24 protein-coding genes are annotated in these 25,591 nt (G+C 39.4%); 13 read left to right on the forward strand and 11 right to left on the reverse strand.

Annotated elements, in window-relative coordinates:
• The first annotated feature begins 180 nt into the window (after window positions 1-180).
• Entirely contained in the window at window positions 181-1,479 is a 1,299-nt protein-coding gene (locus FTU17_RS07350) for an MgtC/SapB family protein (protein WP_180135006.1), read from the forward strand.
• 24 nt (window positions 1,480-1,503) lie between these two features.
• Here the strand turns inward: FTU17_RS07350 and FTU17_RS17485 are convergent, their stop codons facing one another.
• The gene (locus FTU17_RS17485) at window positions 1,504-1,908 is read right to left on the reverse strand and encodes an EamA family transporter (RefSeq protein WP_373684062.1); all 405 of its coding nucleotides are present in this window, start codon (window positions 1,906-1,908) and stop codon (window positions 1,504-1,506) included.
• An 878-nt stretch (window positions 1,909-2,786) separates the two neighbouring features.
• Between FTU17_RS17485 and FTU17_RS07360 the strand changes: the two genes are divergently transcribed.
• The 5 genes from FTU17_RS07360 to FTU17_RS07380 all read left to right on the forward strand — a co-directional run bounded on the left by FTU17_RS07360 (window position 2,787) and on the right by FTU17_RS07380 (window position 6,786).
• The gene (locus tag FTU17_RS07360) at window positions 2,787-3,353 is read left to right on the forward strand and encodes a hypothetical protein (RefSeq protein ID WP_180135007.1); all 567 of its coding nucleotides are present in this window, start codon (window positions 2,787-2,789) and stop codon (window positions 3,351-3,353) included.
• Window positions 3,354-3,449: 96 nt separating this feature from the next.
• The gene (gene puuE, locus FTU17_RS07365; RefSeq protein ID WP_180135008.1) at window positions 3,450-4,412 is read left to right on the forward strand and encodes an allantoinase PuuE; all 963 of its coding nucleotides are present in this window, start codon (window positions 3,450-3,452) and stop codon (window positions 4,410-4,412) included.
• Between the two features lie 143 nt (window positions 4,413-4,555).
• Window positions 4,556-5,059: a 2-oxo-4-hydroxy-4-carboxy-5-ureidoimidazoline decarboxylase gene (uraD, locus tag FTU17_RS07370; protein ID WP_180115657.1), complete on the forward strand. Its 504-nt coding sequence runs from the start codon at window positions 4,556-4,558 to the stop codon at window positions 5,057-5,059.
• Complete coding sequence (gene uraH / locus FTU17_RS07375; protein ID WP_180135009.1) at window positions 5,056-5,376, forward strand: hydroxyisourate hydrolase; 321 nt, start codon at window positions 5,056-5,058, stop codon at window positions 5,374-5,376. Before uraD ends, uraH begins: the two co-directional genes overlap by 4 nt.
• A gap of 30 nt (window positions 5,377-5,406) precedes the next feature.
• A complete protein-coding gene (locus FTU17_RS07380; protein ID WP_180135010.1) occupies window positions 5,407-6,786 on the forward strand; it encodes a nucleobase:cation symporter-2 family protein in 1,380 nt (459 codons plus the stop codon).
• A 202-nt stretch (window positions 6,787-6,988) separates the two neighbouring features.
• Here FTU17_RS07380 and FTU17_RS07385 read toward each other — a convergent pair whose 3' ends face one another.
• Together FTU17_RS07385 and alc are read right to left on the reverse strand one after the other, a co-directional pair.
• Entirely contained in the window at window positions 6,989-7,489 is a 501-nt protein-coding gene (locus tag FTU17_RS07385; RefSeq protein WP_180109332.1) for an ureidoglycolate lyase, read from the reverse strand.
• A 90-nt stretch (window positions 7,490-7,579) separates the two neighbouring features.
• A complete protein-coding gene (gene alc, locus FTU17_RS07390; RefSeq protein ID WP_180135011.1) occupies window positions 7,580-8,587 on the reverse strand; it encodes an allantoicase in 1,008 nt (335 codons plus the stop codon).
• A gap of 208 nt (window positions 8,588-8,795) precedes the next feature.
• On the opposite strand from alc, the gene hpxO reads away from it, so the two are divergent.
• Complete coding sequence (gene hpxO, locus FTU17_RS07395) at window positions 8,796-9,953, forward strand: FAD-dependent urate hydroxylase HpxO (RefSeq protein WP_180135012.1); 1,158 nt, start codon at window positions 8,796-8,798, stop codon at window positions 9,951-9,953.
• A 104-nt stretch (window positions 9,954-10,057) separates the two neighbouring features.
• Here hpxO and FTU17_RS07400 read toward each other — a convergent pair whose 3' ends face one another.
• Window positions 10,058-10,987 (reverse strand): LysR family transcriptional regulator, encoded by a 930-nt coding sequence (locus tag FTU17_RS07400; protein WP_180135013.1) that lies wholly within the window; start codon window positions 10,985-10,987, stop codon window positions 10,058-10,060.
• A 248-nt stretch (window positions 10,988-11,235) separates the two neighbouring features.
• Between FTU17_RS07400 and FTU17_RS07405 the strand changes: the two genes are divergently transcribed.
• Entirely contained in the window at window positions 11,236-12,291 is a 1,056-nt protein-coding gene (locus FTU17_RS07405) for an aromatic ring-hydroxylating dioxygenase subunit alpha (protein ID WP_180008136.1), read from the forward strand.
• 87 nt (window positions 12,292-12,378) lie between these two features.
• On the opposite strand, the gene FTU17_RS07410 is transcribed toward FTU17_RS07405, so the two are convergent.
• On the reverse strand, window positions 12,379-12,819 hold the full coding sequence (locus FTU17_RS07410) for a DUF2147 domain-containing protein (RefSeq protein ID WP_168379617.1): 441 nt from the start codon (window positions 12,817-12,819) through the stop codon (window positions 12,379-12,381).
• A gap of 524 nt (window positions 12,820-13,343) precedes the next feature.
• Here FTU17_RS07410 and FTU17_RS07415 point away from each other — a divergent pair.
• A complete protein-coding gene (locus FTU17_RS07415) occupies window positions 13,344-14,180 on the forward strand; it encodes an SDR family oxidoreductase (RefSeq protein WP_180035226.1) in 837 nt (278 codons plus the stop codon).
• A gap of 189 nt (window positions 14,181-14,369) precedes the next feature.
• Here FTU17_RS07415 and benE read toward each other — a convergent pair whose 3' ends face one another.
• From benE to catA, 6 genes are all read right to left on the reverse strand, one after another.
• Complete coding sequence (benE, locus tag FTU17_RS07420; protein WP_180008138.1) at window positions 14,370-15,605, reverse strand: benzoate/H(+) symporter BenE; 1,236 nt, start codon at window positions 15,603-15,605, stop codon at window positions 14,370-14,372.
• A 64-nt stretch (window positions 15,606-15,669) separates the two neighbouring features.
• On the reverse strand, window positions 15,670-16,455 hold the full coding sequence (benD, locus tag FTU17_RS07425) for a benzoate diol dehydrogenase BenD (RefSeq protein WP_180027182.1): 786 nt from the start codon (window positions 16,453-16,455) through the stop codon (window positions 15,670-15,672).
• A 14-nt stretch (window positions 16,456-16,469) separates the two neighbouring features.
• Window positions 16,470-17,486, reverse strand: coding sequence for a benzoate 1,2-dioxygenase electron transfer component BenC (gene benC / locus FTU17_RS07430; protein ID WP_078190731.1), 1,017 nt, complete (start codon window positions 17,484-17,486; stop codon window positions 16,470-16,472).
• Between the two features lie 94 nt (window positions 17,487-17,580).
• Window positions 17,581-18,090: a benzoate 1,2-dioxygenase small subunit gene (gene benB / locus FTU17_RS07435; RefSeq protein WP_180135014.1), complete on the reverse strand. Its 510-nt coding sequence runs from the start codon at window positions 18,088-18,090 to the stop codon at window positions 17,581-17,583.
• Entirely contained in the window at window positions 18,087-19,484 is a 1,398-nt protein-coding gene (benA, locus tag FTU17_RS07440; protein ID WP_180027181.1) for a benzoate 1,2-dioxygenase large subunit, read from the reverse strand. The genes benB and benA overlap by 4 nt, the downstream gene beginning before the upstream one ends.
• 85 nt (window positions 19,485-19,569) lie before the next feature.
• On the reverse strand, window positions 19,570-20,490 hold the full coding sequence (gene catA / locus FTU17_RS07445) for a catechol 1,2-dioxygenase (RefSeq protein WP_078193335.1): 921 nt from the start codon (window positions 20,488-20,490) through the stop codon (window positions 19,570-19,572).
• Between the two features lie 281 nt (window positions 20,491-20,771).
• Between catA and FTU17_RS07450 the strand changes: the two genes are divergently transcribed.
• From FTU17_RS07450 to FTU17_RS07465, 4 genes are all read left to right on the forward strand, one after another.
• Window positions 20,772-21,686: a LysR family transcriptional regulator gene (locus FTU17_RS07450; RefSeq protein WP_180022865.1), complete on the forward strand. Its 915-nt coding sequence runs from the start codon at window positions 20,772-20,774 to the stop codon at window positions 21,684-21,686.
• Between the two features lie 191 nt (window positions 21,687-21,877).
• On the forward strand, window positions 21,878-23,251 hold the full coding sequence (locus tag FTU17_RS07455; protein ID WP_180135015.1) for an MFS transporter: 1,374 nt from the start codon (window positions 21,878-21,880) through the stop codon (window positions 23,249-23,251).
• A 123-nt stretch (window positions 23,252-23,374) separates the two neighbouring features.
• Window positions 23,375-24,688 (forward strand): DcaP family trimeric outer membrane transporter, encoded by a 1,314-nt coding sequence (locus FTU17_RS07460; RefSeq protein WP_180135016.1) that lies wholly within the window; start codon window positions 23,375-23,377, stop codon window positions 24,686-24,688.
• 509 nt (window positions 24,689-25,197) lie between these two features.
• Window positions 25,198-25,503: an IS630 transposase-related protein gene (locus FTU17_RS07465; RefSeq protein WP_087547287.1), complete on the forward strand. Its 306-nt coding sequence runs from the start codon at window positions 25,198-25,200 to the stop codon at window positions 25,501-25,503.
• Window positions 25,504-25,591 lie beyond the last annotated feature (88 nt).

Genomic DNA, 25,591 nt, shown 5'->3' on the forward strand with positions numbered 1-25,591 from the left:
CTAGGATATTTATCATTGAATTGTTTATGATTTAAAGGGTGAGTAAACTTTAAACATGATTGAAAATGCTCAAGTTGTTCAATCTATATATTTATTTTTCAAATTTTAGCGTTAAATTTTTTTTATTATTTTTTATTTATATTGCCAATATAAACAATGTATTGATGGGAGGGCTTAAATTTGGAAATACTCATACAAACTTTATCCTTCCCAGCGTTGTTAACGATTTTAGCTTCGGCTTTAGGCAGTGGATTGCTCATCGGTTTGGAGCGTCAACGTAACAACAATTTGGACAGTGAACAGAGCTTTGCCGGTTTACGCTCATTTACCATTTGTGCGCTGTTTGGAGCATTGTGTTTTTTAATCCATTTAGCTGTTGGTGTAATCGGTGCAATTGTCGTCAGTATGTTTAGCTATTATGGATTAAGCCAGCAAAAACAAGATATTGGCACAACCACAGAACTTGCTTTTGTTATGACCTATTTAATCGGCGCTGCTTGTGTTTTTAATATTCCACTTGCTGCGTGTTTGGCTGTGGTGCTGACCCTCATATTAGTTGGAAAAAAAGGCTTACATCATTTTGCAGCGCATTGGATCAAAGACTATGAGTTAAGAGATGGAGTCTTTTTACTGGCATTGATCCTAATTGCCTTACCTTTAACTCCGAATCAAGCCTATTGGGGTTCAGTATTAAATCCCTATGTGATTTTAAAATTACTGATATTGATCTTGGTGGTGCAGTCATTAGCGCACATCGCCAAGCGGCTATTATCCTCTGATAAAGCCATTATTTTATCGGCCTTGGCATCAGGTTTTGTGTCGAGCACAGCAACAATCGCAAGCTTAGGCATGGAAGTACGAGCAGGAAAAGCCAGTGCCAAAAGTAATGCAGGGGCAGGACTTTTTTCATGTGTTGCGACATTGGTTCAACTTTTGATCATTGTCCTTGGGGTGAGTTTTGCATGGTTTAAAATATTAGTTATACCAAGTATCGTCGGCATCTTGATATTAGTCCTTGCTGCGCTATATCTGATTTATGGCTCATCTCAAGTTCAGCATAATAAAGAGTCAGAACCCGAAATGCTTCGTGTAGAAGCGAATGAACCAGCACAGTTAGAAAAGACTGATAGTCGAATGTTTAGCTTAAAACAGGCGGCAATCATTGCCATCACGCTTACTTTGATCCAAGCACTTGTGTATGGATTAAATCTCGCTTTAGGTGATAAAGGCTTAATTTTAGGGACATTATTAGCATCACTCTTTGAAGTCCATGCAGCTATGGCAACCGTGGTGATGCAAGGTAATATCGACAATTTAACATTGGTTTATGCTGTGGTGATTGGATTATCAGCCCATGCGATTTCAAAATGTGTGAATGCATTTCTCACAGGTGGATGGAAATATTTTCTATATTTTGCACCAACACAGTTACTTCACATGCTGTGCCTAATCGCGGTTTTGTTATTCAGTTTAAGATAATCAGAGGCAATTAACTGCGCCATATTATTCATGACGCAATTGCATTAATTTTGCTTTTATTTGTGGCCAACTGGTTGAAATCCAACATACCAGCGAACCGAATGTCACCAAAATGGCACCATGCCAAAAACTTAAACTCAGTGGTGTCTGTAATATAAACATTGAAATAACCGAAGAAAAAATCGGACTAAAATACGATAAAGTCACCAATATCGTAATATTGCCTTTTATAATACCTACATTCCACGCTGCATAGCCCAATGCAGTCACGATGGACACGATTAACATATACATACCGGTATGTAAGTCTACGGTAGGCATTCGCGGAATACCGTGAAATATCAACATTTTTAGCCATAGTATAATGGTAATTACGACGAAAAAGAATGAAATAGGGTTATGTCCATGACTGTATTTACGTGTAATCACACAGTAGAGTGATCATAAACTCGCGCCCATAAAAGCAAGAAAATAGCTTAATGGATTGGACTGAATGTTGGTAAAGACTGTAGACCAGTTAAAACTTCCATTACCCGTTTGGATTAAAATAATGCCGCCCAAACTAATGACTAAACCAATGATTACGAAAAAGTTAAATTTTAATTCTTTAAATAATATTAACGCGGCAATTGAAAGAAACAGAAGTTTATGAATATTATATTAGGTTTATCTATATTTTTGTAATTTATTTATTTTCAATATATTGCATTGTTGAGTGAAGAGTAAAATTTAAAAATTATGAGTAAATATTTTTTTTAATATTTTGTAGAGTTTTGCTCGTTTATGGCTCTATTGCATAAAGATTCTTAAGACAGACCACCATAAGTCACTAAAACTTATGTAACTTACTTGGATGTGAGGTGGGCCTAATCAAAATCTTTTGTCTTCTCCAAAGCGTGGATTAATCAATTGCTAGCCAATCTTATTGTTTGAATCTTTTATTTGGAACTGAGTGAAAATGACTTATGAATATAAATTAATTTTCAGAGTTAGGTGTGTTGATTTTACAAAGACATTTGATCATGATGCTTTAAATTTATCAATAATTAAGTATAGTTATACCATTAAAAAATTACTAGATTAAACAAACAATGAGAATGCATATTTTTTTAAATTCCTTACTTACGATGTATTGTTCAATTTCAATATTTATGGTCATTTTTATATATTTTTTATCTAATTGGCAAATATGGGAAAAACATTTTACATTCATTAGTTTAATATCATTCTTAATACTGGCAATTTGTTTTTACTTTAAATATAACGAAAAATTGAATGATGATGATATTTTGTTCAAGCAGTTACCAATGAAAGTATGGTTACCAATAAGTACTTCAACTATACTATTTTTAAACATAAATTTGGGTTTTATCTTATTTATATTGGCAGTGCTTACGATAGTAATTACAGCTAATATATGGTTTTTTACACTTTGTATTTTTATTATTTGGAATGCAATAATTTGTCATCCTCATATTTGGTTTGTAGATTCAATTGATTTAAAACAAGATATAAAAAATAAAACAAATGAATTTGAGAGTGTAAGACAGGAGAAAGGTGATTTTGAATATTTTAATGATGGTTTCACATACACTATAACTGGGCCTGAAATAAGCACTAAAACTATATTATGGAAAGATATTCAAAGTATAGATGTCGTACGCCAAGATCTTGGAACCATTGATGAGATTCAACTCTATATATTGTGTTCAAATACAATCATTTATATTACCGAAAATACACCGGGTTATTACTATTTCATTGATCAACTGCATCAGAATTTTCCAGAAATAGATGAAATTTGGCAAATTTCAATCATTGCAGATGATTCAGGGCAACCATTCAATATTTTAAAAAAAGGCAATGGTCATTGATATGAAAAGTTATTTAGCCGTCTACGATATTGGCGTATAATTTGCTTGCTTCTACCTAATTTTTTACTGTTTGATATAACAAATTAGGAAGTTGAAGTGACTACAGGCTACTTACGCGGGCAAGACTTAATTGACCAGATCCAACAACAGGATTATTCCAGAGACCTAATTGGATATCATGGCGATGTACCTCAAGTCGTATGGCCTAATCAGGCACGTATCGCAGTGCAGTTTGTGTTGAACTATGAAGAGGGTGGAGAAAACCATATCGAACATGGGGATGCAGGATCAGAACAATTCTTATCCGATATTATTGGAGCGGCCAGTTTTCCTGCCAAACATATGTCGATGGACTCGATGTATGAATATGGCTCCAGAGCCGGTTTTTGGCGGATTCATGAAGAATTTAAAAAACGTGATTTACCCATGACGATCTTTGGCGTTGGTATGGCTTTAGCGCGCAATCCTTATATCGTCGATGCGATCAGACAATCCAACTATGATGTCGTTTCACATGGTCAACGCTGGTTACATTATCAGGATATGCCGATAGAGCTAGAACGTCAGCACATGGATCAGGCAATTAGTGTGCTTGAAGCTTTATTTGGAAGGACGCCTATTGGCTGGTACACAGGGCGTGACAGTCCCAACACACGTCAGCTATTGGCTGAATTTCCGCAAATTAAATATGACTGCGATCACTATGGTGATGATTTACCTTTTTGGAGTCGTTTGACAAATGAAAATGGTCGAACCCGTCCACATTTAATTATTCCTTATACACTCGAAAGCAATGATATGAAGTTTTGTTCACCGGGTGGTTTCAACAGTGGTGAACAATTTTATCAATACCTTAAAGACGCTTTTGGTGTGCTATATGCAGAAGGTGAAAGCGCGCCAAAAATGTTATCGATAGGGATGCATTGTCGTATTTTAGGGCGACCAGGCCGTTTTAAAGCACTACAACGATTCTTAGATTATGTGCAATCACATGAAAAAGTCTGGATCTGTCGCCGTGGTGATATCGCGGAACATTGGTATACACATCATGCAGTCTAGTAAAAAAATATTTGGATAAAGAGGAGCTTAGCTCCTCTTTTTTTAGGCCTGTACTTAGGTAACTGACATCATAGACCTAGGTTGGCACTGATATTGCAAAACTAAATTTGAACAATCATTCAATAATTTTAGGCGAATTTATAGTGCAACTTGTTGAATTTAATAAAGCATCCGAAGCAGATGTAAAAACTTTTTTAAAGCACTGTGTGCAAATTGAAGGCTGGGCAGAACACATTGTAGCGCAGCGTCCTTATACCTCTATCACCCAAATCACAGAGCAAGCAGTAAAAGCTGCAAATGCTTGGACTTGGGATGAAATCAAAAATGCTCTAGATAACCATCCACGGATTGGTGAAAAAAAGGCACAGGCAGAATTAAGTAGTTTGGAACAACAATTTTCTAATCGAGAACAGTCTGAAATTTCAGCAGATGAAGAAACTCAATTTGCATTGCTCAAAGGCAATATCGCGTATGAGAAAAAGTACGGTTATCTCTTTTTAATCAAAGCCTCTGGCCTCAGTAGTGAAGATGTACTACAGGCGCTGCAATATCGATTATTGAATGATCCTGAAACCGAAAAAAGAATTGTTCATCATCAACTGGCTGAAATTGCCTTATTAAGATTAAAACAGGAGCTTAGCGCATGATTAGCTCACATATTTTAGACACCAATCTGGGTAAACCTGCAGTGAACGTCAGCATTCAATTATTTAATGCACACGGAGAGTTGCTAGGTTCAGCCCAAACCAATGCTGATGGTCGCGTTAATGATTTTGCGCTGAAGGACTTTACAGCAGGGGCTTATAGCCTTGAATTTGCGACAGCTGAATATTTTCAGACTTTAAATACCGAAACCTTTTTTTCAAAAGCTGTGATTCATTTTTATGTAAAAGATGCCTCACAGCATTTTCATATTCCATTACTCATCAGCCCATTTGCATATTCAACGTATCGTGGCAGCTAAGAGCAAAGTTAAAAAATAAGGGATATAAAAATGGCTGAACAAGATAAAACAGTTTCACCAGAACATGAATATTTAGGCGCAGGGAAAAGCCTTGCCTATGGTCTACAGCATGTATTAACCATGTATGGCGGTATTATCGCTCCGCCATTGATTATTGGTACAGCCGCGGGACTTGAACCTGCGCAAATCGGTTTATTGATTGCGGCAGCGCTTTTTGTGGGTGGCTTGGCGACCATACTACAAACCGTAGGTGTAAAATATATCGGTGCAAAATTACCCTTAGTTCAAGGGGTTTCATTTGCAGGTGTGGCGACGATGATTGCCATAGTAACCGCAGGCGGTGGGCTTTCTGCTGTTTATGGTGCGGTGATTGTTGCATCTCTAATTGGCTTTTTTCTAGCACCTTATTTTTCAAAAATTATTCGTTTTTTCCCACCGATTGTGACTGGCTGTGTGATCACCGTGATTGGTCTTTCATTGCTGCCTTTAGCGGTACGCTGGATGATGGGGGGGAACAATAAAGCACCAGACTGGGGAAGTGCTGAGAACATCAGTTTGGCATTTTTAACTTTGGGTATTGTGATTGCGCTGAATTTAACCCGTAATGCAACCATCCGACGTTTATCTATTTTGTTGGCCATTGTCTTCGGTACAGTGCTGGCTTATGCCTTTGGCTTTGGCGATTTTTCTAAAGTTGCAAATGGTAACTGGATTCAATTTCCAAGCTTCTTTGCTTTTGGTATGCCAACTTTTGAGTTAAGTGCCATTATTACCATGCTGATCGTGACTTTAGTGATTATGACTGAAACCACAGCAGATATTATTGCCGTTGGGGAAATTGTTGGTACTAAAGTGGATGCTGAGCGTATTACCAATGGCTTACGTGCAGATATGCTATCTAGTGCAGCAGCGCCAATTTTCGGTTCATTTATGCAAAGTGCTTTTGCACAAAATGTCGGTTTAGTAGCGATTACTGGCGTTAAAAGTCGCTTTGTTGTCGCAGCGGGTGGGATGATCTTGGTCGTCTTAGGCGTTCTACCAATTATGGGGCGACTGATTGCAGCAATTCCTGTCCCTGTATTAGGTGGTGCTGGTTTAGTTTTGTTTGGAACGGTTGCGGCAAGTGGTATTCGTACCTTGGCGAAAATTGACTATAACGAGCAAAAGAACCTCATCATTGTTGCGACTGCGATTGCAGCAGGGATGATTCCAATTATCGATCATTCTTTCTATGCCAACTTCCCGAAATGGGTGCAAACACTCTTTCATTCAGGCATTAGTTCGACTTGTTTGATGGCGATTATTTTAAATATTGTGTTCAATCATCTGAATTTATTTAAAAATAAAGAAGTGACTATGGGCAAAGATCAGGTTAAAAAACCAAGCATGGCGATAGATGTGCAACATTAATCATTGCCAATCTTGAGTCTTGAACCATACGATGATTCATAGAATATAGTTTGTATAGAATAAATAAAGCCCTCTAAATTGAGGGCTTTTTTAATGCGTTATGTTTAAATTAAATAATATCAAGAGATGAAATAAATTATGTATTAACAGATGGTTAGATGGTTTTTAGTCTATTTAACTCTAAGTATTTAAGCTAAAAAAATTAATTTGAAATGTGAATAGGCGTAGGGAACTGGAACACATCACAATTATGTCCAGTGCCAATCCGATCGATGACGGCAAAGCTACTGGGTGCTTCGAGTGTCAGGAGAGGATGATGCCATGTTCCTGCACGATAGTTGACTCCTTGGCTACCATCAGTGATGAAAGCACATAGCTGTGTAAGATCAGGGCTGTGATCATCCAACGCAGGTGCAACTACCACTAAAAAAGCCTGCGCTTGCATTGGAATAAACGCTTGTGAACCGTTGGGATGACGCTCTAACATCGAAATCGTAAATGGCAATTCAGTGGTTTTGATATTTCTAAAGATGCTAATTCCAGCAACCGCATCACCTGAAATTTCTGTTTCCACGAGGGCATGATATCGCTCTGTATGTGTGTCATTGATGTGGAAAAAATCATGTCCAGTCGTGCAAATGACCTCTCCAAAAGGCGCAAAGCCTTCAATACTTAGAGCTTGTATTTTTATGCTATGTGTCATGTTTAGATATCTTAGTAAGGCATTTAATTAAAAAAATTGAAACCATACACATAGGAAGCACGAAGGCTTCCTATTTTATCAATATTGCAATTAAGGATGTATTTTTCCCCATAACCGTATGCGACTAATCCCCCCGTCAGGAATCATATTGATGCGGATATGCGATATTTTTTCATGCTTTAAAATCTCACTGACGAAGCTATGAATGTGATCCATCTGCATGTCTTGTGAATCTAGCAAAAACGGCCAGAACATACTTTGCGGAATCAGTTGAGGGTCAGTGGCATCTTCCACATAGATCGCTTGTATGGAAACCTGCGCAGGGAAGTTGCCTTTAAAATGGGCAGTATCAATATCAATTTTTTCAATTGCACCAGATTGACCCAAAGCCAAAATACACCAGTCAAAACCTGGTGCACGGCGACGTTTAGTTTCCCAACCATCTCCCATATTGATGCCGCGACCAGGGTTAATTAAGTTTCGTGGATGTCCAAAATGAGCATCACTATAAGCAACAACACGTCCACCATTTTCTAGCGCAACGAGGTCTAAAGTGTTCGTACTATCTTGAATCTGAACCTGAACTTCACCATAGACTTTAAATCGCGCAATACCGCCGTCTGGATATATATTTAAACGCACATGGGTAAAAACCTGATCAGTTGAGACCTTCAATATATGGTGTTGGCTCGGGCCCAATACGGTATTGTCTAAGATATTGACCCATGCTGCCTGTGCTAGCTCGCCATTTGGTGCAAAGCAGGCTTCAACTGATGCGGAAGCTGGATAATTCCCTGTAAAGAATGTTGTATCAATATCTAAGGCTTGAATTCGTCCAGCAACACCGAGTTGGATGATTGCCCAATCATAACCAGCATGGCGTTTACGACGCGTTTCCCAACCATCCATCCATTTGCCATGCTCATCAAATTTATTTTCGACGAAGATAGGTGCATTAAATTGAAGCATGCGTTTTGATTCTGCAAAAAAATCATCTGAACATTCAAGTATTTTTGCACCAATACGGTCATCTGCTAAATTTGTAAGTGTCTGTAATTGTGCAGGAATATCAAAACTAGGTGCTAGTAAAGTCGCCATATATATAATCCATTCACTATTTTCATTTAAAACATATGCATTTTGTTTTTAGTGTTAAAAATTTAACATTTGATAAAAACAAGCATTTACACGTGTTTAGAAGCACAGCGTGTGCCAACTTTAGAATTTTTTATTGCTTGTTTGAAAAAATGGCATGCTTTTCGCTTTTTAGGAGAAAGATATTTAAAAAAACACAGGGGAGTTATAGATGGACATTACAATTATTGGTGCAGGTATGGCGGGCCTAACGACAGGGATCGCTTTGAAAAAATTCGGACACCAAGTAACCATCTATGAACAGGCAGAACAAATTTTACCTGTTGGAGCCGCTATTTCTTTATGGTCTAACGGTGTCAAATGTTTGAACTATTTGGGGCTAACCGAACAAGTCGAAAAGCTCGGTGGCAAGATGGATCATTTAGCCTATATCGATGGTTTAACGGGCGATGTTATGACGCAGTTTAGTCTGTTTCCTTTAATCGAAGAAGTTGGTCAGCGACCTTATCCTGTTTCACGTGCAGACTTACAAAATATGCTCATGGATGAATTTGGTCGTGAGAATATTCATCTAGGCAAAAAAATGGTGAGTTTCTCAGAACAAGATAATCAAGTGATCACACATTTTGCCGATGGAAGCGAGGTTCAGGCTGATTTATTGGTTGGCGCCGATGGTACACATTCATTGACACGGGCGTATGTATTGGGGGAACAAGTTGAGCGCCGCTATGCAGGTTATGTCAATTGGAACGGTTTAGTCGACATTTCTGAAGAATTTGCTGCGGCAGATCAATGGACAACATTTGTAGGAGAAGGTAAACGCGTTTCGCTGATGCCCGTTGCCGACAACCGATTCTATTTCTTCTTTGATGTACCTTTAGCAGCAGGCTTAGAAAATGACCGCACACAATATCAGGCCTTATTTAAAGAATACTTTAAGGGCTGGTGTGAACCGGTTCAAAAGCTAATTGATGCCGTAGATACCCAAAAAACCAATCGGGTAGAAATTCATGATATTGAGCCTTTTGCAGATTTTCACAAAGGTCGTGTGGTGATAGTGGGTGATGCAGCACACAGCACAACGCCTGATATTGGACAAGGTGGTTGCCAAGCAATGGAAGATGCAATTTATTTAGCTCGTTCTTTGCAAATCAATACTTTGGGCTTACAAGATTCATTGCGTCGTTATCAAAATAAACGTAATGAACGTGCTAATGAATTGGTTCTGCGAGCGCGTAAACGTTGTGATGTGACGCATATGAAAGATGAAAGTGTGACGCGCGAATGGTATGCAGAACTGCGTAAAGAACAAGGCAATCATATTATGAAAGGCATCATTAGTAATATTGTAGGCAATCCATTGGATTAAAAAAATAAACTAATAAAACTTTAGCTTTCAGCAGCCAGTACGGGTTATTCGCACTGGCTTTTTTTTAAATAATTATTTGCTATTACAACGCCAAAATATTGGTTTTAGGGGGTCATGGATTTTAAATTGATTTTAATTTCTTCCATTTTTTCCACCAAATGATTAATCATGATCTGAGAAATTCGAGAAGTTTGGCGCTTCGATGCGACACATAAAGCGATGGTCAAACTGTGTAAGCCTTTATCACGGATCGGTTTAAAAATAATCTTATTATTCTCAAGCAGTGGCAAAGCATCCATGTATGACATCAAACTGATGCCTAATTGTTGTTGAACTAATGACAATATCATTCTAATGTCATTACATTCGATCTTTTGAATCGGACTAAACTTATGGTGTTTATATAAAGTCTGTACATATTCACTAATAATGAGTGGTTCACTCGGTAAAATATGCCGTTCATTTAACGTATCTGAAAGATAAATTTTATCCATCCCACCCAAGGTATGATGCGGTGACATTACAAAGCCCAACGGAATTTCTATAAAGGATAAAATCTCTAATTGGCTATGGCTTTTGGGATTTAAAATAATGCCAAAATCTAATTCTGCATCAACGATTTTTCTGGAAATATCTTCACTGCTATTCATGCTGATGTTGAGGTTGATCCACGGATAAGTTTCAGCCATCTTTTGAATACAGTCGACGACAAAACTGTCATTCAAAGCCGCAATAAAGCCCATTTCAATGTTTCCACGGTTTAAGCCTTGGATTTCATCAAATCGAGTTCGCGTCAGTTGATACTCTTTTTGCCATTTTAATAAATCGGCATACAGTAATTCACCTGCAAGCGTCAGTTTTAAGCCCTGAGGTAGTCGTTCAAATAGGGCAACCCCGAGTTCTTCCTCTGCCAAAACGATTTGTCGATGTACTGCCGAGACTGAAATAAAGAGTTGTTCAGCAGCTTTGCGCAGACTTCCAGTCCGTGCAACCGCCATGAAATATTCAGAAAATCTAGAAAAAGTAATCGACATACAGGCTTCAATCTCTATCGCGTCATCAGCGAATCATAATGTTATGCATTTTAAGCGATATTCATGCCAGCTTTATCAAATCAAGCAATAATGAATACTTAATGTTCCAAAAAACAGAACAATCTATGCAAATCATTCTAATAGACAAAAATGTGTTTAGATTTTAATTTCAATTTAGAAAATAAGGATTTAGCAAAATTTAAATAGCGCTAAATGCTGAAGAAATATTGAAAATGTCGAGATGAACTATGAATGCCATTCCAGTACTCAATTTATTTACCCAACCTCAGTGCAGTACATTTGATGCTAACGACTGGAATATTTTGGCGCAGCATTGGTATCCCGTTGCACGTGTAGAAGATGTTTCGATTGAACCGCAACAAGTGCAATTACTCGATGTAAAAATGGCGTTATATCAAACTGAAAGTGGAAAAATTCATTTGGTTCGTGACATCTGTCCACATCGTGGGGTGCCATTAACCAAAGGCTGGGTCAAGGGTGAAGACATTATTTGTCCATATCATGGTCTACATTATAACGGCGCAGGAAAGTGTGTAAAAATTCCCGCACAGCCAGAGTTGACTCAAATTTCAGAGCGTTTTTCATTAACTAAATTTCCAGTTGTATTGAAATATGGATTAGTGTGGACCAGTTTATTTAACCGCGATGAATCTACGGCCAATTTTCCCGATTTAGACACGTGGGATACCGAGCAGCACCAATCTATATTGCCACCTCATGTTGATATTGGAGGTTCAAGTGGACGTCAACTCGAAGGCTTTATTGATGTTGCACATTTCGCATGGGTGCATCATGAGAGCTTTGCAGACCGTGAAAATCCTAAAGTACAAAAATATTCCACAGTACGCACGGACTATGGACTACATACAGAATATCTCAGTGATGTGAGTAATTATCCGCATGGCTTACAACATTTAGCGCCAGAAGATTTTTTATGGAAAAGAACGTTTGATGTCTATCCGCCATTTTCTGCAATTTTAACCATCGATTTTCCTGAAAATGGGGTGTTAAAAATCTTAAATGCTTGTTGTCCTGTATCGCATAATAAAACCCGTTTATTTGTGCCTTTAACTCGTAATTTTGATACCACTGGCGATTTGCAAGCGGTCTATGATTTTAATGCACAAATTTTTGCTGAAGATCAGGACATGGTGGAAAGTCAAAAACCAGAGGAATTGCCACTGGATATTAGTATGGAGGCGCATTTCGAAGCAGATCGATCATCGACAACCTATCGTCGCATATTAGCTGAATGGGGGTTAAGCAAACGTTATACCGTTTAATATATAAATTCCAAAATTTTTAAATTTGAAATTTTCATGCAAAAAAGCGACTCAATCGAGTCGCTTTTTGAATTTGTACGATACGGATTAGTTTACACGTATCCATGTCTGGCTGCGTCCAAGCGCGGATACTCCAATATAGCCACGACCATTCAAGGTCTTACCGTCATTCGACATTTTTGCATTGAAGCTATAAGTTTTACCATTTTTCGGGTCAGTAATTTTACCGCCGTCATAGGTATTTTTACCGGTATTTTTCAAACCATTCACGATTTGCACACCGAGTAGTGGTTTATTGTGGAATTTACCTACACATTTTTGGCAGTTTTCTGCTTCACCCGGGGTGAGTACATCAACGATTTTTGCAGATAAAACGCCCTTTGATGTTTCATTAAATTGAACTACAGATAAAGGTTTTTTGGTTTGGTCATCGATGGTTTTCCATTTAGTACCATGCAATGGATCAGCAGCCAAAGCTAAGCTAGACACCAGTGACAAACCGATTAGGCTAAGAGTTGTTTTTATCATTTTAGAACCTCTATTGAACATAGTAAGAGATGTGCATCCCTGATCTTCCAAAGGGTGGATACACAAGACTTGGAAAATTACAAAGCATCAGCCTTGTTGTCTTCAAGGGCTATATTCACAAAAAAATAAGTATATATTGTGGATTTTATATACTGATTTTGAATATGTAGAATCTGGATCGTGTAGAAAAATAGAATAAATGTTGAGCTTTGTTTATAACATTTGGGATTTGTATCACTTTTATAAATATCAAACGCTGTTTGAGCTGAAAAATTTAGAGCTACAATCCCAAAAAAAGCCGGAGCTAAAAGGCTCATTTAAGTTTTCAATTTTTGCTCTAATCATGTTGAATTACATTAATTTGATTTGAAGCAATAACGCTAAAGAGCTATGTATAGCATTCATATTTTACAATTAAATAAAATCATTTCATTCATAGATCAGTTCTCGTTAAGCTTGTGTTATGAATAATATGAAAATGCAGCTTGTTCACTGAACGAGATTAAGTGTGTATAGGAATAACGATGAAAAATTTTAACAACAAAGTCGCAGCCATTACTGGAGCAGGTTCAGGTATTGGGCAGCAGTTAGCCATTCAACTGGCTCAATCAGGTGCGCATCTAGCATTAAGTGATCGCAACCTTGACGGTCTTGCACAAACGGCTGAAATGATTAAGCACACCGGTGTGAAAATAATTCAGACCCAATTAGATGTGTCTGATCGTGCCGCTGTAGAGCAATGGGCGGCTGCAACCCAAGCTGAATTTGGCCAGGTCAATTTGATCTTTAATAATGCAGGTGTCGCGTTAGCCAGTACTGTAGAAGGTATGCATTATGATGAAATTGAGTGGATTATGAATATTAATTTCTGGGGCGTGGTATATGGGACAAAAGCATTTTTACCGTATTTAAAACAAAGTGGCGATGGACATATAGTTAATATTTCCAGCTTATTTGGTTTGACGGCTCAACCGACTCAAAGTGCCTATAATGCAACGAAGTTTGCGGTACGAGGTTTTACTGAATCTTTACGCCAAGAATTAGACTTGGAAAATGCTGGAGTCAGCGCAACTTGCGTGCATCCGGGTGGGATTCGAACCAATATTGCAAATAGCGCGCGTATGAGTGACAGTATTCGTGCGTTAGGGATGAACCCAGATAGGGCAACCAAAGCATTTAATAAAGTGCTAAAAACACCGCCTGAAGTCGCAGCAAAAGTCATTTTAGATGCGGTAAAGCAGAATAAACGTCGAGTTTTAATTGGTAATGATGCCAAAATTATTGATTTAATTCAGCGAATTGCACCTACACGTTATGCCCAAGCCATAGATCTACTTAGTGGTAAGAAAAAACGTAAATAATTCAAAGATAAGTAAAAAAGGGATGATGCAACATGATCCCTTTTTTATCCTATAGAGCTCTTAATTTCGAATATTGAATTTTTAAGTTTAAATGACAAGAAAATCAAAAAATTGAGTTTTCGATTAAACAAAGAAGATGTAGTGTTCCATCTTCTTTGTATTGGCAATGCGTTTGGACATTATGAACTTTTAGAATCTTGAGTCGTTGTCATCGGTGCTTGTGTGGCTACTCGTTGGTGCTTGTGTGGCTACTCGTTTGGTCAAAATGACATGTGCAGCGACACCGATACAAATCCCCCAAAATACTGAGCTTAGCCCTAAAAAATGCATACCTGAGGCTGTCGCTAAAAAAGTGATTAGCGCCGCATCACGGTTGGCCTCATTTTTCATCGCAACGGACATGTTTGTTCCAATCGCACCTAATAACGCTAAACCTGCAAGTGCAGCGACCAACTCTTTAGGTAATAGGCTAAATAACATGACAATACTGCCTGCAAATAAGCCGCCTAAAATATAAAAAATACCATTGGCAATACCAGCTATATAACGTTTTTCTTTTAGTTCATGTGCATCTTTGCCCATACACATGGCTGCGGTAATAGACGCTAAAACAATGGTAATGCCTCCGACACATGCTACAGCGAGCGAGGCAATACTGGTCGCAGTGATAATGGGCTTAGCTGGCGTGTCATATCCACTTAGTTTCATGATCGCCATCCCCGGAAGGAATTGACCACTCAGACTGACTAAAATTAAGGGAATCGCCAAATTTAAAGTCGAGTTCCAAGTCCAAACTGGAGCAATAAACTGCGGTATAGCGAGTTGAAAATTCACATCAACAGGATTAATTTTTCCTAATGTAAAACTCAGGATGACACCAGTCAGTAAGACCCAAATCATCGCGTAGCGTGGCGAAAGTCTTTTCGATATGAGAAAGACCAATAACATGCCAAAGACAATGATCGGCATACTATCTGTCGCAGTGAACAGCCCAAGTCCAAACTGAAATAAAATACCTGCCATCATTCCCGCAGCGACATCTTGAGGAATCCATTTTAAGAGTTTGTCAAAATAGCCAGTGATGCCAATCAAGAAAATAACAATAGCGGACGTGATATAAGCTGCTATGGCTTCATTCAGTGAAATATTCGGAAATAGGGTGACTAAAAGGGCTGTACCGGGCGCTGACCACGCGGTAATCACCGGGGTTTTATATTTAATAGAGAGATAAATACCCGCCAGCGCAGCACCAATAGAAATCCCCCAAATCCATGAAATCATCATGGCTGGGGAAACTTGAGCTTTTTGTGCGGCTTGGAAAAAAATAATCAGTGGGCCTGAATATGAAATCAGCACGGCTAAAAATCCTGCAACCGTCGCTGAGATCGACCAATCTTCTTTTAATGTTTTTAACAGGGGTGCCATCGCTTTTGCCTCCATGCGACTATGTCAATGAGCCTGTTGAATTAAACCAATGACGGTATAGCGTTTAACCTTGATCTCCACCACCAACAGGGACGACTGTTCCTGTCATATAAGATGAATCATCGGATGCCAAAAATAAGATGGCATTCACTTGTTCCTGAATTGTGCCATAGCGTCCTAAGAATGTACGGTCAATGGTTTGATCGACCACGTCTTGCATCCATTGTTTTTCATGATCTGACAATGGATTGGTATTTCTTGGTACTTTTCGTGGTGGGGCTTCTGTGCCACCTGTGGCTACGGCATTGACTCGAATACCATCTTTGGCATGTTCAAAAGCGAGAGCAGCGGTTAAGCCATTAACCCCACCTTTTGACGCTGAATATGGCACACGGTTAATACCACGGGTTGCAATAGAAGATACATTTACAATTGTCCCTTGCTGATTTTGAATCATTTCAGGTAACACGGCTCGGCAGCACCAGAGGGTTGGAAATAATGAACGATTAACTTCCTTAATGATTTCTTCTTCTGAAAATTCTTGGAAGGGCTTCATCCAAATCGCACCGCCAACATTATTGATCAAGATATCAATTCGGCCATATTTTTCAATGGCTTGAGCAGCAACTGATTGAGCGCCTGCAAATGTTTCAAGATTGGCTTTAACAATAATGGCATCGCCATTGTGGGCTTGAATATCGTTAAGCGTCTCTTCAACAAAATCTGAGAGATCTGCCAATACCACTTGAGCGCCTTCTCGAGCCACTTGTAGTGCTACTCCACGACCGATACCTTGAGCGGCACCGGTAACGATGACAACTTTATTGTTAAATCTGGCTTGTTCTGACATTAAACTATTCTCCCTTAATTCGCTGAGAATTTTTCAAACAAAAAGTTTGCAGGTTTAACGCCTTCGGTATCTAACCAGCCACGTACCGCTTCGACCATCGGTACAGGACCACAGAGGTAAATATCCACATCGCCATTGTTTAACCAATCTTTTTCAACATGACTGGTCACATAGCCTTTACGTTCATGCTGTGACTCAGGGTGAGCGACCACAGTACGGTATTCGAACCACGGGAGTTTGCTTTGTAATTCATCGAGCTTGTCTTTTGCTACGATGTCAAAGTCATTGGTTACGCCAAATACAAGACGAACAGGTTGTTCAGAACCTTTTTCTTCAAGCACTTGTAACATGGACATAAACGGCGCAATACCTGTACCACCTGCAAGCATGACCACAGGGCGGACAACATTACGCAGATAAAAACTACCAAAAGGTCCTTTGAAGGTCATTTTGTCGCCGGCTTTCGCATCGGCACTCAGGAAAGTACTCATTTTGCCTTCAGGGACATTACGAACCACGAAGCCTGTTAAACGATTGCCCGGCTTTGAACTAAACGAATACGAACGAGTTTCTTCAGTCCCCGGAATGCCGACATTGACGTATTGACCTGCCAAGAAGTTAATGTCAGGTTGACCTTCATCCAGTTGAATATCAAAGGTAATCGTAGAATCCGACATATTTTCAACACGAGACAATGTGCCTTGAAACTCATGAATTTCAGTTTTACACACGTCAGATGATGCACTGATTTGGAAAACAGCATCTGAACTTGGACGACATTGGCAAGCTAAAATATAACCTTGCTCAGCTTCTTCGGGGGTTAAAGCATCTTCGATATAAGATTCTTCAGGCATGTCGTAAGTACCCGACTCACAAAATGCACGGCATGTCCCGCATGCGCCATCACGGCAATCTAGAGGGATATTGATTTTTTGACGATAGGCTGCGTCGGATAGGGTTTCACCTTGAGCAACACTAATAAAACGAGTAACGCCATCTTCAAATTGAAGTGCAACATTATGGTTTGACATGGCTGAATATCCTTTTGAAAATCTGGTATAACGTGTCCTTTCAGCCAAATATCCTTCTGGCTGAAAGTTAAACCTTGCTTAGTGAAATAAGCTTTTATAGGTGATAAATATCAATAACTTGGTTGATATAATCGTTTTTAAGAACAACATATTTACTGAGGATTTTTGGCTGCTCGCCTGAAAAATCAATTTCATAACGTGACATGCCAAAGTAGCTATAGTTGGTTTTGTAGCGGAAACTTAAGGTGTTCCAGTTAAAACGCACCGTGACTTTGTCGCCATCACGTTCAACAATCTCTACGTTATTAATGTTGTGGCTGGTTCGTGTATCCGGCATCGTGGCAGATGAACGCTCGGTTTTAATGCGGAAGATACGGTCTTCTAAACCTTGGCGGTCTGGATAATAAATCAAAGAAATCTCAGACTGCGGATCTTCTGTCAGCCGGTCATCGTCATCCCAAGCAGGCATCCAAAATGATGCAGATGGGGCATAGCACTCTAGCCATTCATCCCACTTTTCATCATCTAAAAAACGCGCTTCGCGGTAGAGGAACTGAGATACAGCTTCAATGCTTACGCTGTCTAAATGTGCAGTTGCATTCATGCGACATCTCCTTGTTCATTTGCGACTTGTTCAGCTAGTTCTTTTTCTTCAGCGATGGCATGTTTCATGGTTTTTAACCAATATTGATGCTGAGCAAGGTAAAGACCTTCATCTTCCGTTTTGATGCCACTTAATAGCGGTTTTAATCCAATTTCATTGGCTGCATCATCCGGTCCATGAATCCAGTGTTTTGAACCACGGCACATGTCGTTCCATTCCAGCTCAATTCCTGCATAACCTGCTTGGCAGGCACGGAATTCTTCTAAATCGTCAGGTGTTGCCATGCCTGAAGCATTAAAGAAGTCTTCATATTGACGAATACGACGTGTACGTGCTTCTGGCTCTTCACCGACAGGGGCGATACAGTAAATGGTGACTTCAGTTTTATTGACAGAAATCGGGCGTAAAACTCGAATTTGTGAACCGAATTGATCCATCAAATAGACGTTTGGATAAAGACATAGGTTACGTGAACGCTCGATCATCCATTTCGACATCGGTGCGCCGAATTTTTCGGTATATTCATCGGCTTTGCTAAAGTTTGGCCGGTCTTCTGGGTTAGCCCATTGTGTCCACAACAACATGTGACCACTGTCAAAACCATAAGAACCACCGCCTTGCTTGCCCCAAGAACCCGCACTCATGGCACGAATATTATCTGCCGCTTGTGCTTCTTTACGGTGCTGAGTGGTCGCTGCATAGTTCCAATGCACGGCTGATACGTGATAGCCATCTGCGCCATTTTCAGCTGTCAGTTTCCAGTTACCTTCATAGGTATAGGTAGATGAACCACGTAAAACTTCCAAACCGTTTTCCGACTGACCTTCGATCATGTCGATAATTTTGGTGGTTTCACCTAAGAATTCTTCAAGGCTTGGCACATCAGGATTTAAGCTACCAAATAAAAAGCCTTTATAACTTTCAAAGCGCGCGACTTTTTTCAAGTCATGTGAACCATTTTGGTTAAAGCAATCTGAATAACCCGCTTCGGCAGGGTCTTTAACTTTGAGTAATTTACCTGAGTTATTAAAGGTCCAACCATGGAATGGACATGTATACGTCGCTTTGTTGCCTTTTTTATAACGACATAACTGTGCGCCACGATGTGAGCAGGCATTGATCATGGCATTCAGTTCACCATTACGGTTACGTGCAATGATGATCGGCTGGCGACCGATATGAGTCGTGTAATAATCATTGTTATTTGGAATTTGGCTTTCATGTGCCAAATACACCCAGTTACCTTCAAAAATGTATTTCATTTCAAGATCAAATAACGCTTGATCGGTAAATACTGAGCGGTGCAGTTTAAATTCACCAGTGTCAAAATTATCGACAAGAAGTTCATCAATACGATCTAGATGGCTAGTGTTAATTACAGGAATACGTGGCATGTCCATTCTCCGACTGTCCAATGAGGGGATAGTCGCCGAGTTGTCAAACTTGGATGAGACAGCTCGGCTTCCTTTGAGTGAGTAATTAAGCGCTAGCGCGTCGACGATCAACTTCAGTATTTGGTGCAGCAGCTTGTTCTTTAACTAACTCAACATTAAAGCTAATGTGTTTAAACGGTTGGTTTAGACCACGACGTGCAATTTCAGCTTCGTCTGTGATATCAACGGCAGTTGCCACTAGACCATCACGTGTTGCAAAGGCAAAGTCGTCCCAAAGGTATTTATCACCTTCGATGTTGAATTGAGTAGTTAGCTTGCGGTAACCCGGTGCAGAGATAAAATAATGAACATGTGATGGACGGTTACCATGACGGCCTAATTTGTCTAAAACAAATTGAGTTGTGCCTTCTGGAGGGCAGCCATAACCAACGGGCATCGTAGTTTGTGCAACATATTTACCGTCTTGGTCAGAAAGAATCGTACGGCGAAGGTTGAAGTCAGATTGAGACTTATCAAAGAAAGAATAGTTACCTAGGCTGTTGGCATGCCAAATTTCAACTTTAGCGCCTTCAATGATGTTGCCTTCGGTATCTGTTACTGTACCTTCAATAAACAGAGTTGGAATTTTATCGGTTTCCGTACCATCATCCATACGAGCAAAGCCAACTGATTCAGGTGCGCCAGCTACATATAAAGGACCTTCAATGGTACGTGGTGTACCACCTGTAATACCTGCTTTCGCATCAGCTTCATCGGCACGTAAATCAAGGTAGTGCTCTAAACCTAAACCAGCGGCTAAAAGACCTAATTCGTTCGCTTGACCTGCATCTGTAAAATACTCTAGACCTTTCCATAGTTCAGTTTGAGTAATATCTAGATCTTCAATCGCTTGGAATAAATCACCCAATAAACGGACCACAACTTGCTGCACACGTTGGTCAACAGGCCCTGTCGCTGTATCTACGTTCATTTGTTTAACCAGAACATCAATCTCTTGACGGTTCATACTATATCTCCTTAAGTATGCATTTAAGTATGGGTGGCTATCACTCGATAAAAGAGGTCTTTGGCTGCCACGTTCCTTGTTTGGTTGTCTAACAATACTTTTTAAGTTGTTTCGTGTAGCGGCTGAAGTTTCTTTCAGGTAATGCGCTGCACGATGTTTTTGATCTGTTGGATGGGATTAAATTTGCTTAATCCTGTCTATGTGATATACCTTAAAAGAATAAAATCTTCACGTCGAAGATCAAATTTGCATTTTATTATACTTAATAGGTATTGATAGCCATGGAACTAAGACACTTAAGATACTTTGTCGCAGTGGTTGAAGAGCAGAGTTTTACCAAAGCGGCAGAAAAACTATATATAGCTCAACCACCTTTGAGTCGGCAGATTCAAAATTTGGAACATGAGCTTGGAATTCAGTTATTTGAACGCGGTAGTCGTCCGCTTAAGACTACAGAAGCAGGCCAATTTTTTTATCATCATGCTTTAAAACTTTTGTCTAATGCAGAAGAAATTAAATCAATGACGAAACGAATCGGTTTGACAGAAAGAACAGTGACAATCGGTTTTGTGAGCTCTTTATTGTTTGGTTTACTCTCGAATATTTTGTACTTATTTAAACAACAACATCCACATTTAAAAATAGAAATGGAGGAAATGGCGACCACTGAACAAATTAAAGCATTAAAAGAAGGTCGTATAGATGTCGGCTTTGGGCGTTTGCGTATTTCAGACCCTGCAATTAAACGGGTTTTACTGCGTGAAGAACGCTTAGTAGTTGCCTTACACGCTAGTCATCCTTTGGCACAAAAAAAGGAAGGAGTCTATCTTGCAGATCTGATCGATCAGCAATTGATTTTTTATCCAAATCACAACAAACCAAACTTTTCGACCCAAGTGCGTGGTATATTTTCAGAGTATGGTTTGGAACCTAAAAAAGTACGTGAAGTACGTGAATTACAACTGGCCTTGGGCTTTGTTGCAGCGAATGAAGGGGTTTGTATCACCCCAATGAGTGCCCAAAGTGTGCAATTAACACATTTAACATTTGTTCCTATCTTAGATGAAGCCGCGATAAGCCCTGTATTTATGGCTGTGCGTAATATGGATGAAAGCGAAGATATTCGTGGTTTATTTGATAGTGTTTATCAAGTGTATGATTTAGAAGCGATTCCATATGATCGTGCTGTGTTTTAAATAATGTGTTGATAGACGTTCAGATGAACTGCAGTTATGAAATGATCTATTTAAATAAAGAGGAATCAAGGGATTAATTTGTATTTAACTTTTTAGGTATACAAACATGCCTAATCGGTTTTGGACATTAAGCACCAACTTATTCATTGTGAAAAGCGAATTTTACAAGCTTCACAATTAGGAGGTGGGCTATGCAAAACCAGAAAATTAATATTAATACCTTGGTTGATGAAGCCAAATTTATGCCATTTCATTGGGGTGTTTTGATTTGGTGTCTTTTGATTATTATTTTTGACGGTTATGACTTGGTGATCTATGGCGTTGCCTTACCGTTGTTGATGCAAGAATGGTCCTTATCTGCGGTACAAGCCGGCTTACTGGCAAGTACGGCTTTATTTGGCATGATGTTTGGTGCCATGTGTTTTGGCACACTGTCCGATAAAATTGGTCGTAAAAAAACCATTATGATCTGCGTCGGTATTTTTAGTGGTTTTACCTTCTGCGGTGCTTTTGCAAGTACTCCAGTTGAGTTTGGTATTTTACGCTTTCTTGCCGGTCTAGGCATCGGTGGTGTTATGCCGAACGTTGTGGCATTAATGACAGAATACGCGCCAAAACGTATACGCAGCACCTTGGTTGCACTAATGTTTAGTGGTTATGCCATTGGTGGTATGGCTTCAGCGTTATTGGGTGCTTGGTTAGTGCCTGTATATGGCTGGAAAATCATGTTTTATATTGCGATTATTCCATGTCTTGCACTGCCTTTAATCTGGACATTCCTCCCTGAATCATTGATGTATTTAACTTCAAAGCATCAAACAGATACGACTCGAACGATTGTCTCAAAAATTGCCCCTGAACAAGTCCTCACAACAGATACTCAATTTGTACTCAATGAGGTTTCTGAAGAAGACAAAGCTCCGTTAAAAGCATTATTTCAACAAGGCCGTAGTTTCAGTACGTTTATGTTCTGGATTGCATTTTTCATGTGCTTATTGATGGTTTATGCACTTGGAAGTTGGTTACCAAAATTGATGATTCAAGCTGGCTATTCGCTAGGTGCAAGTATGATTTTCCTCTTTGCACTGAATATTGGTGGAATGGTAGGTGCTATTGGTGGAGGTGCTTTGGCAGACCGATTCCATATCAAGAAAGTACTAAGCATCATGTTCATGTGTGGCGCATTGGCTTTAATCTTACTGGGCTTTAACAGTCCGCAAATGGTTCTGTATACCTTAATTGCTGTAGCAGGCGCAGCTACCATCGGTTCGCAAATCCTACTTTATACCTTTGTCGCACAATACTATCCAACCACGGTACGTTCTACAGGTATGGGCTGGGCATCGGGGATTGGACGAATTGGTGCAATCGTTGGACCGGTACTTACTGGTGCGCTGTTAACCATGAATTTGCCGCATCAAATGAACTTCTTGGTGATTGCCATTCCGGGTGTCGTAGCTGCATTAGCGATCTTTATGGTGAATTTACAAGCGTCAGTAGAGGCATCTACTCAAGGTCAATCACGAAAGATCAATACACAAGCCATTAAAAATCCAGCGAATTAAGCCGGTATTTAAAGATTTAACATTACCCCAAAATTTTAGTTTCCAGGCCTGATGCACAGCATGAGGGCTAGTGGGAATTGTGACAAAAAATAAGGAAAGGGCATCGCCCAAATCGAGGTCAGGATGAAAACTCAAAAGCTAAATTTAGTCAAAAAAACCTTTAAAATTAAACCGATGCTACTGGCTTGTGCAGCTGTGTTCCCCATGTGGACACATGCGGCAGTCAGCGAGGCTGAAGTTGAACAGTTGCGTGAAGAAGTCAAAGCGTTAAAAGCCATGATGCAGCAATATGTTCAACAGCAAAACACTTTGTCGAGTGAAATCAAAGACGTAAAACAAGGGCCTGTAGTTGCTGTGCAGAATCAAAAACCGACTCAAACACCGAGCCTGAGTTTAAATACCAAATCGGGCGCTGAGTTTAGCTTGTATGGCAATGTGCGTGCAGATGCATCTTATCAGGCAGAAGGCGGCAGCTTATCTCGCCTGTATAACCAAATGAATAGTGTTCCGCTAGAAGGGAATGCTGAAAGTTCAGATCGTTTAAAAGCAACACTTGCTGCCACACGTTTAGGACTAGACTTTAAAACGCCGACTCAAGTGGGAGATGTAGGCGGTAAAATTGAAGTCGACTTTTTGGGCGCAAATGATGGACTGCGGATTCGTCATGCCTATTTGACCTATGGTGATTGGTTGGTGGGGCAAACATGGTCTAACTTTGCTATACCTGATTATATGCCTGAAACTATTGATGCATTGGGCTATGTTGGTGGTGCTGTTAAACGTACACCTCAAGTTCGCTATAGTCACAAATTTAGTCCTGAGACAAATCTTGTGCTTGCAGCAGAAGATTCTAAGGATGACAGTTCAAATATGCGTTTGCCTGCATTAACAGCGCGGTTAAACCATAAAATGACAGATACACTCATGTTGAGCGCACGTGCGATGGGTGCTGAAAAGAAAACGGATACGGATACAGAAACCGCATGGGGACTTGGTCTGGGCGCAAAGCTAGATTTGACGGATAAAACAGTGCTCAAAGCGGATTATTACCATGTCAAAGGCGACAGTAGTTTTGTGTCATGGACGAACCAAGGTTTTGTGACCAATGCGGATAAAGACATCATCGCCACCAATGAATTTGACTCGATTACAGTAGGTTTAACTCAACAAATTTCAGCACAATGGCGCGGAACATTGGGCTATGGTTATATGAAAGCAGATAATAATGCAGATTATGTCAACTCATTAGTCGATAAAACCAAGACCAATAAAAACTTGTGGCAAGCTTGGGCAAATTTATTTTATAGCCCTGTTAAGCCGATTTGTTTAGGTCTGGAATATGTCTATGGTGAACGTGAAGCTTTTGGCGCTGCACCAAATGGCAGTACCAAGGGTGAAGATAACAGAATCAATGCAGTCGCGATGTATAACTTCTAATGTCGTTACAGAGAATTGTTTAATTTAAATTGGCTTAGAAATTTCAATATCAATTTAACGAGAGCGTGATTGAAAGTATGTTCAGGATTTGACATCTAACTTTCCGACAATCTTTCAATTCGTGCTCTCAATCCATACATGCCCTTGATCTTTATCGATTGAGGGCTTTTATCTTATTTAGAAACTTTTATTTTTTGACTAAAAAATATAATTATCTGTTTTATTTCATTTAACAAATCATTTGAATATAAAAATACGAAGAAGGATATTGATAAAAATCATGAATTTTGAAATATTTTGATACATACATGACGATAAAACATACTACAATCCTTGCCGTCAATTTCGTTTCACTTAGAAGACGCAATCATGGATGTCCCTCAATTTTCCAAATATAACAACACGTCACTTAAGCTTTTAAGCCTGATGATGCTCACCGCGATGGCACCATATAGTGTTGCAGATAGCAATGTATAGCCAAATCCTAAAAACTATAGAACAATAGAGATATGGGATATTCAAAAGATTTTAAAGATAAAGTCATAGAAATTATGATTCGAGATGAAATGTCTGTGCGAAAAGCAGCACAGCATTTTAACATCTGTATACAGACGATTCAGAACTGGAAAAAGTCCACTACAAACAAACCTATTCCTGGCCGTCCAGCTAAAATTAGCAGAGAGCAAATATTGAAGGATGTTGAACAATATCCTGATGATTATCAGTATGAGCGAGCTGAACGTTTAGGAGTAAGCACTCATGCGGTATTTAATGCGTTACATGCCGCAGGAATATCGCGTAAAAAAAGACGTTAAAGCATCCTAAAGCAGATCAAAATCAACGTCAGCAATTTCAAAATCTCATAGAGTGTTTAGAAGGGAAATTGCCTCTGATTTACATAGA

Origin of the sequence: Acinetobacter sp. YH12070, assembly GCF_013419625.1 — a bacterium.
GTDB classification, from domain to species: Bacteria; Pseudomonadota; Gammaproteobacteria; order Pseudomonadales; family Moraxellaceae; genus Acinetobacter; species Acinetobacter amyesii.